9 protein-coding genes are annotated in these 9,837 nt (G+C 67.6%); 6 read left to right on the top strand and 3 right to left on the bottom strand.

Translation table 11 applies throughout. From position 1 onward, the window contains the following. A partial coding sequence (locus B8460_RS05060; protein ID WP_048860493.1) for a hypothetical protein occupies positions 1-886 on the bottom strand: 886 nt, incomplete at its 3' end. 124 nt (positions 887-1,010) lie between these two features. Beyond that, positions 1,011-1,433, bottom strand: coding sequence for a hypothetical protein (locus B8460_RS05055; RefSeq protein WP_158322720.1), 423 nt, complete (start codon positions 1,431-1,433; stop codon positions 1,011-1,013). Positions 1,434-2,027: 594 nt separating this feature from the next. Between B8460_RS05055 and B8460_RS05050 the strand changes: the two genes are divergently transcribed. The 6 genes from B8460_RS05050 to B8460_RS05025 are packed head-to-tail and all read left to right on the top strand — an operon-like array spanning position 2,028 to position 7,882. Beyond that, positions 2,028-3,296, top strand: a complete 1,269-nt coding sequence (locus B8460_RS05050; RefSeq protein WP_048860491.1) for an ABC transporter substrate-binding protein — start codon at positions 2,028-2,030, stop codon at positions 3,294-3,296. Between the two features lie 23 nt (positions 3,297-3,319). Next, positions 3,320-4,213, top strand: coding sequence for an urea ABC transporter permease subunit UrtB (urtB, locus tag B8460_RS05045; protein ID WP_048860490.1), 894 nt, complete (start codon positions 3,320-3,322; stop codon positions 4,211-4,213). Between the two features lie 3 nt (positions 4,214-4,216). Further along, positions 4,217-5,371 carry an urea ABC transporter permease subunit UrtC gene (gene urtC / locus B8460_RS05040; protein ID WP_048860489.1) on the top strand — a complete coding sequence of 385 codons (1,155 nt, stop codon included), beginning with the start codon at positions 4,217-4,219 and terminating at the stop codon, positions 5,369-5,371. Further along, positions 5,368-6,117 carry an urea ABC transporter ATP-binding protein UrtD gene (urtD, locus tag B8460_RS05035; RefSeq protein ID WP_048860488.1) on the top strand — a complete coding sequence of 250 codons (750 nt, stop codon included), beginning with the start codon at positions 5,368-5,370 and terminating at the stop codon, positions 6,115-6,117. Before urtC ends, urtD begins: the two co-directional genes overlap by 4 nt. After that, complete coding sequence (gene urtE / locus B8460_RS05030; RefSeq protein WP_048860487.1) at positions 6,117-6,812, top strand: urea ABC transporter ATP-binding subunit UrtE; 696 nt, start codon at positions 6,117-6,119, stop codon at positions 6,810-6,812. Before urtD ends, urtE begins: the two co-directional genes overlap by 1 nt. 32 nt (positions 6,813-6,844) lie before the next feature. After that, positions 6,845-7,882, top strand: coding sequence for an aliphatic amidase (locus B8460_RS05025; protein WP_048860486.1), 1,038 nt, complete (start codon positions 6,845-6,847; stop codon positions 7,880-7,882). 40 nt (positions 7,883-7,922) lie between these two features. Here the strand turns inward: B8460_RS05025 and B8460_RS05020 are convergent. After that, positions 7,923-9,837, bottom strand: a 1,915-nt coding sequence (locus tag B8460_RS05020) for a nitric oxide reductase activation protein NorD (protein ID WP_048860485.1), incomplete at its 5' end; no start/stop codon positions are given.

The following is a 9,837-nucleotide window of genomic DNA, read 5'->3' as shown; positions in this document are numbered from 1 at the left end:
CGAGCCCCTTCGCCGCCACCGCCTCCACCCGCAACACACGCGCATCCGCCGCGGCGTCCGGCAGCACGGCGTTGTACACGAACCCCGACCGGCCGGCGTCCGGATAGGCGGGAAAGGCGTCGCGCACGTCCTCGCGCACCACGGCGAGGCGCGCGGCGCCCAGACGGCGCTCGTCCGCGAATACCTGCACCGTCACCAGTGGCTGCTGCGACAGCGCCCAGCCGAGCAGTTCGGTCCGGCCGTCGGCATGGCGCACGGCACGCTCGACATGCAGCGCGATCGGCGGGAGGGCGTCTGCATAATGGGCGATCGTCCGCGTGGGGCCCGCCGCCACCGTGACACGCGGCGGATCACCCGGCTGCACATCGAGCGTGACCGGCCAACGCGTCACCGGCGCGGCCGCGTCATCGCCATGTATCTCAATGTCCACCACCACCTGCCGCGGCTCCTCGACCGCCGGGCGCGACAGGACGCAGGCGAAGCCGTACTGCCGGCGGTCCGACCCGTCGGCGAGTGCGATCGACCCGTCATGCGGCGGCCGGCCGAAGCGGAGTTCGTGCGCGGGCGTGCCGTCGCAGGTGATGAGAACGTAGCGGATCGGACGCACGCCCACGAAGCGGCCGCGCAGCAGGAGATCGAGCCGCCCGTTCAGCACCGACGGCGCGATCACCGGATCGATTTCAACCCACGCCCCATCGGATGCCGGTGCATCGGGTGTGGCGGCGTCGGGTGTGGCGGCAACGGATGTCGGGGCATCAGGCACCCCGGCCACGCTCATCATGGTCACATCGGCCAGGGCGACGGGCGACTGGCCATCGGCGCCGCGCGCGGCCGCCGGATCGGACGGCGGGGGAGGCAGCGGATCGGGCGGCCGCGTATCGCGCATCGATGAGTTGCCCACGCGTCACCCGCCTTTTGTTGCCGCGCCGTCTGCGACAGTCGCCGTCCGCCGCACGTCACGGCAAATGACGACTGAGTGACCTGTCGTCCGGTCAGTCAGGATGTTTCGGCTATACCGGGAAGGGCTCGCGGCCCTCCATGTAGCCCAGCTTGTTGAAATGATCCCGCCCCGATTCGAATTCACCGCGTTCGACGCCCTCGGCGACGTCGGGGTAGCGGCTCAGATACCAGCCTTCGTCCACGCGCAGCTCGAACGGCAGCCGTCCTTCGAAATATCCGTCCTGGACGAAATGCTCGCGTGCCGATCGAACGATACCCCGGGCGATGCCGTCGGCGACGTCCGGGTAGCGTGACAGATACCACGCCTCGTCGACATGGATGCCGCCGATCAGCTGCTTCACCAGCTTCACGAAGTCGTCATAGGGTAACGACGCCGTCAACTCGCCCCGCACGGCGTGTATGTCCAGACTGCGGCGCACGAGGTCGAACGGAGGAAGATAGACGTTGGCGGAGCTCACGATCGTCGTATCCAACATAGTCGCCTCCCATGCCGCGCCAGCAAATTATCGCAGCGCAACATACGGGTCAAACTCGATCGCCGGCACAACCGCGGGAACGATACATGATGGAGGCAGGAGACCAACGCGATTGAAACTAGCCCGCCCGCTCCCGCCGGTGCAATCGCTGGCGCAACATTTCCCGATCACATCCCCGCAAGCGCCGGCGCCGGGCCGGCAGCGCGGCGCACGGGCTTGGCTGGGCCTTGCTCCCGGCTTGCGACTCCTCCTAGCATAGTTGCGGCGGGTGCCCCCTTGGGCGACGCCGGACATCCCGCCCCTGGCACCGACGATGCTGCCACGAGCGGATCGCGACAGACACCGGTTCGGGCGCTGGACGCCCGGGGGGCAACCGCGGCGCCGCCGCCGTCTGTCGGCACATGCCGCCGGCGGTCGCGCCCGGTTTTCCCGACCCAAAATCCCGATTGCTGGCACCGCTCTTGCTATGGGCCATGCGCGGGATAACCCGACACCGGCGTCGGCGGCCCGAGATCAACACCCAAACCGCGAGGGCTGCCCGCGCCGCGTCCCGGCGCCGTGCCCCGTCGCGCCCAACCGGACGGAGAGTTCATGTCGATCAAGCGTCGCGATGTCCTGCGCGGAGCCTCCCTGACGGCGGCGGGCCTGCTGGTGCCGCCGCTGGCCGCCCCGTTCATCCGCACCGCCAGGGCCGCGTCGCCGGTGCGGGTCGGCGTGTTGTTCTCGCTCACCGGCGGCCTGTCGATCATCGAGAAGTCGCTCTCGGACGCCACCTTGATGGCGATATCTGAAATCAACGCGGCCGGCGGCGTGATGGGCGAGAAGGTCGAGGTGGTGCAGGAGGACGGCGCCTCCGATCCCAAGACCTACAACGAGAAGGCCTCCAAGCTGATCGTCGAGGACGACATCCCGACGGTGTTCGGCGGCTATACCTCGGCCAGCCGCAAGGCGGTCCTGCCGGTCTTCGAAAAGCGCGACCGCATGTTCTTCTACCCGACATATTACGAAGGCTACGAGTGCTCGAAGAACGTCGTCTACACCGGCGCCGTGCCTAACCAGCAGCTGTCGAACTTCATCCCCTGGATCGTCAAGACCCTCGGCAAGAAGAAGTTCTTCATCGTCGGATCCAACTATATCTATCCGCGCGAAATGTCGAAGGTCTGCAAGATCCTGATGAAGCAAAACGGCGCCGAATGGGTCGCCGACGAATACCTCGAGCTCGGCCATTCGGAGTGGGGCTCGATGGTGAACAAGATCAAGAACTCGGGCTGTGACGCGGTGCTGTCCAACGTCGTCGGCGACAGCGTCGTCGCTTTCTATCGCGAGTACAAAAATCAGGGCATCAGCCACGAAAAACTGCCGATCTGCGCGACGGTGACGTCGGAGATCGAGATTGCGGCGATGGGGCCGGAATACGCGGTCGGCAGCTACACCTCGTTCCCGTATTTCATGGCGATCGACACCCCCCGCAATAAGGCGTTCGTCCAGCGCTACCGCGCCTTCGTCAAGGACCCCAAGGCCGTCACGCATCACGCCCTGGAATCCGCCTATTTCCAGGTCTTCCTGTGGAAGCAGGCGGTCGAGAAGGCGAAGTCGGTGAAGCCCGACGCGGTGCGCGAGGCGGTGCGTGGCCAGACCTATGCGGCACCGGGCGGCGACGTGAAGGTCGATGTCGACAATCTGCACACGTGGCTGACGCCGCGTATCGCGCAGTGGCAGGCGGATGGTCAGGGGAAGATCGTCAACGCCTATCCGCATCCGATCAAGCCGCTGCCCTATGTCGCCTATGGCGAGACGGACACCAACCTGTACTGCACGAGCAAGGGCCTGGACGTCGCGAAGCTTCGGGCCAGGCACTGACACGGCGCGGGGCGGGCGGGACCGTGCTGGAAATCATCTTCATCGGTCTGAGCGTCGGGTCCATCCTGCTGCTGGTGGCCCTCGGGCTCGCGATCACCTACGGCGCCATGGGCGTGATCAACATGGCCCATGGCGAGATGGTGATGCTCGGGGCCTACACGACGGTGATGGCCGGGATCTGGCTGCATCTCGGCTTCCTGGCATCGATCCCGCTCGCCTTCGTCGTCACCGCGCTGGTCGGCCTCGCGATCGAGCGTGTGGTGGTGCGTCGTCTGTACGGGCGGCTGCTCGACACGCTGCTCGCGACCTGGGGCATCGCGATCCTGCTGCAGCAGGCAGTGCGGCTGGAGTTCGGTCTGTCGTTCTTCGGCAAGCATATCCGCGGCCTGGGCCCCGGATTGCAGAACGTGACGGTGCCCCCCGCGCTGACCGGCGCGATCATGGTCGGCGGCGAGGATGTCAACGTCTATCGCCTGTTCATCATCGGCGTCACGGCCGCGCTGACGGCGCTGACATGGTTCATCATGTATCGCACCGATATCGGCATCCAGGTGCGCGCGATCATGCGCAACCCGCGCATGGCCGCGGCCTGCGGCGTCAACGTCCAGCGCATCAACGCCCTCACCTTCGCCTATGGCTCCGGCCTCGCGGGGATCGCCGGCGTGATGATGTCGGGGTTCAAGACCGTGTTCCCGGACATGGGCACGTCGATGGTGGTGGACGGCTTCCTCGTCGTCGTGGTCGGCGGCGTGGGCAGCCTGCTCGGCGCCGTCTTCTCCGCCGGGCTGCTGGGACAGGTGGACGGCAGCGTCGCCTCGCTCACCAACGACGTGCTCGCCCGTGCCGTGGTCTTCGGTCTTGTTATCCTGATCATCGTCATCCGGCCGACCGGGCTGTTCTCGTTCAAGGGGCGCTGACGCATGACCATCCAGCGCCGCCTTGATTATCTCTGCTACGCCATCTTCATCGTCGCGATCCTGCTGGTGCCGCTGCTGCTCGGCGACTTCTGGATCAACCGCATGTCGAAGTTCCTGGTCTACGGCATGCTGGGCGTCGCCGTGTCGTTGTGCTGGGGCTATGCGGGCATCCTCAACCTCGGTCAGGGGCTGTTCTTCGGCGCCGGCGCCTACATGCTGGCGATGTCGCTCAAGCTGCTGAGCAATACCAGCATGCAGCAGGGATCGGACACACCGGTGCCGGACTTTATGCTGTGGAATGCCCAGCCCGGCGCGCCGACCGAGCTGTGCTGCATCAACCACGGTTCCTGGTTATGGCTGCCGTTTCAGTCGCAATGGTTCGGCATCCTCATGGGCATCCTTCTGCCCGTCACGCTGGCGCTGATCCTCGGCCTGATCGTATTCCGCAAGCGCATCGCCGGCGTCTTCGTCTCGATCATCACGCTCGCGCTGGTGCTGCTGGTGCGGCTGGTGCTGATCGACGCGCAGCCGCTGACCAACGGGTTCAACGGGCTGACCGACCTCGGCACCCTGACGATCCTCGGCTATCAGTTCGACGCCTACGGCCTGGGCACCTACTACCTGATCGCTGTGTCGCTCGCGCTCGTGCTGATTGGTGCCAGGATGCTGGTGGAGACGCGCGCCGGGCTCATTCTGCAGGCGATCCGCGACGATCAGAATCGCGTCCGCTACCTCGGCTTCGACGTGCCGGTGTATCAGCTGTTCTTCTTCACCGTCTCGGCCGGGATCGCCGGCTATGCCGGGATGCTCTACGTCGTCGCGGCGGAGTTCGCCTCGCCCACCTTCATGGACCTCGCCTATTCGATCACCATGGTGGTGTGGGCGGCGGTCGGCGGCCGGGCGTCGCTGCTGGGCGCCTGCATCGGCGCGATCCTGATCAATATCGTCGCCGCGACGGTCAGCGAGACGCAAAGCTTCATGGAGGCGTGGAAGGCGGTCATCGGTCTCGTCTTCGTCCTGGTGGTGCTCTATCTGCCGCGCGGTCTGGCGGGACTTGCCTCCGACATCGGCGAGCGGATCGAGGCGCGCGCCGCCGCGCGCGCGGCGACGGGAAGCCAGGCCGCCGCGATGGTCGCGGCCTCGCGGCGCGCGCCATGACCGCGGCGCTGACGATCGACGGTATCGGCGTCGCCTTTGCGGGGTTCAAGGCCGTGGACGGCGTCTCGCTGGTGATCGAGGAGGGGGAGCTGCGCGTTCTGCTCGGGGCAAACGGCGCCGGCAAGACGACGCTGATGGACCTCGTCTCGGGCAGGACGCGCGCGACCGAGGGGCACGTGTTTCTCTACGATCGCGAGATCACCAACCGCGACGAACACCAGATCGCCCGCGCCGGCCTTGGCCGCAAGTTCCAGATCCCGAGCGTGTTCAAGGAATTGTCGGTCCGCGCCAACCTGGAAGTCGCGAGTTGCCGCAACCCGCACGTCTTCGCCAACCTGCGCTTCGGTTTCTCCCGCGCGCAGCGTCGCCGCGTGGACGAGGTGCTGGCGCTGATCGACCTCGGCGACACCGCCGACCAGCCGGCCGCCAATCTCAGTCACGGACAGACGCAGTGGCTGGAGCTCGGCATGCTCATCGTCCAGGACCCGAAGGTGCTGCTGCTCGACGAACCCACCGCCGGGATGACGCAGGCGGAGACGCACAAGACGGCGGAGATCATCAAGAGCCTGCGCGGCCAGCACAGCATCATCGTCGTCGAGCACGACATGGCCTTCGTCCGCGAAATCGCCGAGCGCATCACCGTCCTGCATCTCGGCCGCGTGCTCGCCGAGGGCGACCTCGCGTCGATCGAGACGAACGAGGACGTGCGCCGCGCCTATCTCGGTGCCGCCGCGGGGCACGGCTGATGCTCGCGCTCGATCAGGTGGACAGCTTCTACGGCCGCAGCCACATCCTGCACGGTGTCACGCTCGACGTGCCGACGCGCGAGGTGACGGCGATCCTGGGGCGCAACGGCGTCGGCAAGACCACGCTTCTGAAGACGCTGATGGGACTGACGGACCAGATCTCCGGCCACATCGTGCTGAACGGCACCGACATCACCGGCAAGCCGACGCACGAGCGCGCCCGCGCCGGCATCGCCTATGTGCCGCAGGGGCGCGAGATCTTCCCCGACTTCACGGTGCGTGAGAACATCCTGATGGGCGCGTTCGCCCGGCGCGACGGGCGCCGCGTCGTGCCCGACATCGTGGGCCAGCTGTTTCCCTATCTCACCGCCAATCTCGACCGGCCAGGCGGCGTGCTGTCGGGTGGCCAGCAGCAGCAGCTGGCGATCGCGCGTGCGCTGGCCGCGCAACCCAACACGCTGCTGCTCGACGAGCCGACGGAGGGCATACAGCCGAATATCGTCGCCGAGATTGAGGACATCATCATCCGCCTCAATGCCGAGGCGGGGCTGACGGTGGTCCTCGTCGAACAGAACGTGGCCTTCGCCCGTCGCGCGGCGCATCGCTTCGCGATGATGGAGAAGGGCCGCGTCGTCGCGGCCGGCAAATCCGACGCGCTGACCGACGACCTCGTGCACCGGCACATGGCCGTCTGACGGCCGGGCTGCCAATAAGGAAAGGACCCAGCATGCTTCACGGCGACATATCAAGCAGCAAGGACAGCGTCGGCGTCGCTGTCGTCAACTACAAGATGCCCCGCCTGCATACCAAGGCGGAGGTGCTGGAGAACGCCCGCAAGATCGGCGACATGATCCGCGGGATGAAGGTCGGACTTCCGGGCATGGACCTTGTCATCTTCCCGGAATACTCGACGCACGGCATCATGTACGACAGCAAGGAGATGTACGAGACCGCGTCGTCCGTCCCCGGCGAGGAGACTGAGATCTTTGCCGAGGCCTGCCGCGACGCTAAGACCTGGGGCGTGTTCTCGCTGACCGGCGAGCGTCACGAGGAGCACCCGAAGAAGGCGCCTTACAACACCCTCATCCTGATGAACGACAAGGGCGAGATCGTTCAGAAATACCGCAAGATCATGCCGTGGGTGCCGATCGAGGGCTGGTATCCCGGCAACTGCACCTATGTGTCCGACGGGCCGAAGGGGCTGAAGATCAGCCTGATCATCTGTGACGACGGCAACTATCCGGAGATATGGCGCGACTGCGCGATGCGCGGGGCGGAGCTGATCGTGCGCTGCCAGGGCTATATGTATCCGGCCAAGGAGCAGCAGATCATCATGGCCAAGGCGATGGCCTGGGCGAACAATACCTATGTCGCCGTCGCCAATGCCGCGGGCTTCGATGGCGTCTATTCGTATTTTGGCCATTCGTCGATCATCGGCTTCGACGGCCGCACGCTCGGCGAATGCGGGACCGAGGAGATGGGCATCCAGTATGCCGCCCTGTCGACCTCGCTGATCCGCGACGCGCGCCGCAACATGCAGAGCGAGAACCACCTCTTCAAGCTTCTGCATCGCGGCTACACCGGCAAGATCAATTCCGGTGAAGGCGATCAGGGCGTCGCCGCGTGCCCGTACGATTTCTACAAGAAGTGGATCACCGACCCCGACGCCACGCGCGAGATGGTCGAGGCGATCACCCGTCCCACGGTCGGCACCGAGGAATGTCCGATCGAGGGCATCCCGGCGAAGGTCGCCACCCACCGCTGAGGGTGCGGTCCGCCCCGCCGTTCCGCGGCGGGGCGGATGACTACCGACGCGACAGCCGGAAATACAGATCCGACAGCCGCGCCGGCAGATCCTCCGCCCGGCGAAGGGACAGATGCGCCCCCCGGCCGAAGATCACCGTGCCGGCGCCGGTGCCGCCGGGATCGAGCGTCACGCCGAACACGTCGATGCCGCGGGCGCGCAGATCGACACAGGCGCGTCGCGCATCCTCGATCAGGTCGAGCGGATCGGCGACGTCGACATCGCTCGGCGCCCCATCGCTGAGAACCAGGATCATCCGCCGATGCGCCTGCACCGGCGCGATCTCCGCGCCCGCGTGACGCAACGCGGCGCCAAGGCGCGTGGACAAACCCGCGCGAACTCCGGCCAGCCGGGCCTGTGCGGCGCGGTCATAGGGCGCGCGGAAATCCTTGATGCGCGACAGGCGCACCTCCTCGCGGCCGTTGCTCGCGAAACCGAACAGCGCGAACGGATCACCGAGCGCGCGCATCGCCCCGGCCAGCAGCGCGACCGCCAACCGCTCGACATCGAGCACGCTGCCCGTCACATCCCCGCCCGCGCGGTCGGCCGTCGATTGCGACACGTCCACCAGCAGCAGCGCGGCAAGATCGCGCGTCAGCCGCGCCGTGTCGCGAAACAGATTGGCCGCCGGCATGCGTCCGGCCTGCACGTCGACCGCCGCTTCCACCGCGGCGTCGATGTCGAGATCCGCCCCGTCCGGCTGACGGCGCAGACGCGTGGGGCGCCCGGTGCGCGCCGCGCGCACCAACCGATCGATGCGCCGCGCGATCCCCGCGGCCTGCGCCACCGCGTCGTCGATCCGCCGCGGATCGCCCGGCTCGATCGGGCTGTCCCAGACCTGCGCCCAGTCGGGTCGCATGATATCGGCGGCGCGGTCCCATTCCGGATAGCGGGCGAGGGCGATGCCACGACCGTCCGCTTCAGCAGGGCGTACCCGCGCGCGGCCGGTCGCCTCCCCGCTCTCCGGCCGACCGTCGTCATCGGCCGGCCGTTCGCGCGGGCGCGCCGCCTCGACAAGGAGATCGGACATGTCCGGCGGCGCGTCGGGCGGCTCCGCATGGTCCCACAGCCCGAGCCCGTCGTCGCGATATGCCGGTTCGATGACATGCAGGCGCGCGTTGAACTGCAACCGACGCTGGCCGATATCGTTGCCCAGCAGATCGCCGATGCGCCGGCTCAACGACGCCCCCTCGCCCGCCGCCATCGCCGCGTCGAACAGATCGCGTGCCTTCGTGACCAGCGCGTCGTCGTCCTCATAGGTCGGATCGAAAAGCGCGCGCGCCACCCGCGCGAACAGGGCGGGCGTGGTCACCGGGCCGCCTGGCCGTGCCGTATGAAACGGTCCCCACAGACGACGCAGTCCGGGAAAGCGCCGCATCGCCAGCGCCTCCACACGCGCATCCTCGATCAGTCCGATCAGCACCATCTGCACCGGCTTGAGCGTGCCGACCGGAAACCGGCCCGGCCAGGCGGCGAGATGCGCCGTCGCGTGCGCGACCATCGCGCGGTAAAGCGCTGGCGCCTGCGCCGCGGGAACGCCGCGCAGTATGGGCGGGAGCAGCACCACACCGTCCGCGAGCGCGGCGCGTCGGGCAAGCCGTCCACCCTGCGATGGTGCGGGCAGCAGACGCGGCCGCCGCCCCCAAAGCGCCGTCGCATACAGCAACAGCCGGCGCTCGCAAGCGACGAAGCCGGGGCCCGCGCCTGCGCGATCGAGCGCCTGCATCGCGGCCGGATGCTGCAAGGTGAGCCATGCACGCCGCCCCGCGCGGTCCGCGGCGGCCTTCAGCCCGGCGGCGACGAAATCCGCGAAACCGGCGACGCCCGTGGCGGCGACGATCGTCTCCGCATGGGCGGCGGCCGGTGCGACGCAGGACGGCGCGGCCTGCGCGAGCACCGACAGTCCCCGCCAGTAG

It is taken from the genome of Acidisphaera rubrifaciens HS-AP3, assembly GCF_000964365.1.
In the GTDB taxonomy this organism is placed as follows: Bacteria; Pseudomonadota; Alphaproteobacteria; order Acetobacterales; family Acetobacteraceae; genus Acidisphaera; species Acidisphaera rubrifaciens.
Note: the sequence above shows the minus strand (reverse complement) of the source record. Positions and strands in the feature narration are given on the sequence as shown.

Coding starts and splice junctions, on each gene's coding strand:
- B8460_RS05025 (WP_048860486.1), top strand. CDS start 6,845: ATGCTTCACGGCGACATATCAAGCAGCAAGGACAGCGTCGGCGTCGCT.
- urtC (WP_048860489.1), top strand. CDS start 4,217: ATGACCATCCAGCGCCGCCTTGATTATCTCTGCTACGCCATCTTCATC.
- urtE (WP_048860487.1), top strand. CDS start 6,117: ATGCTCGCGCTCGATCAGGTGGACAGCTTCTACGGCCGCAGCCACATC.
- B8460_RS05050 (WP_048860491.1), top strand. CDS start 2,028: ATGTCGATCAAGCGTCGCGATGTCCTGCGCGGAGCCTCCCTGACGGCG.
- urtD (WP_048860488.1), top strand. CDS start 5,368: ATGACCGCGGCGCTGACGATCGACGGTATCGGCGTCGCCTTTGCGGGG.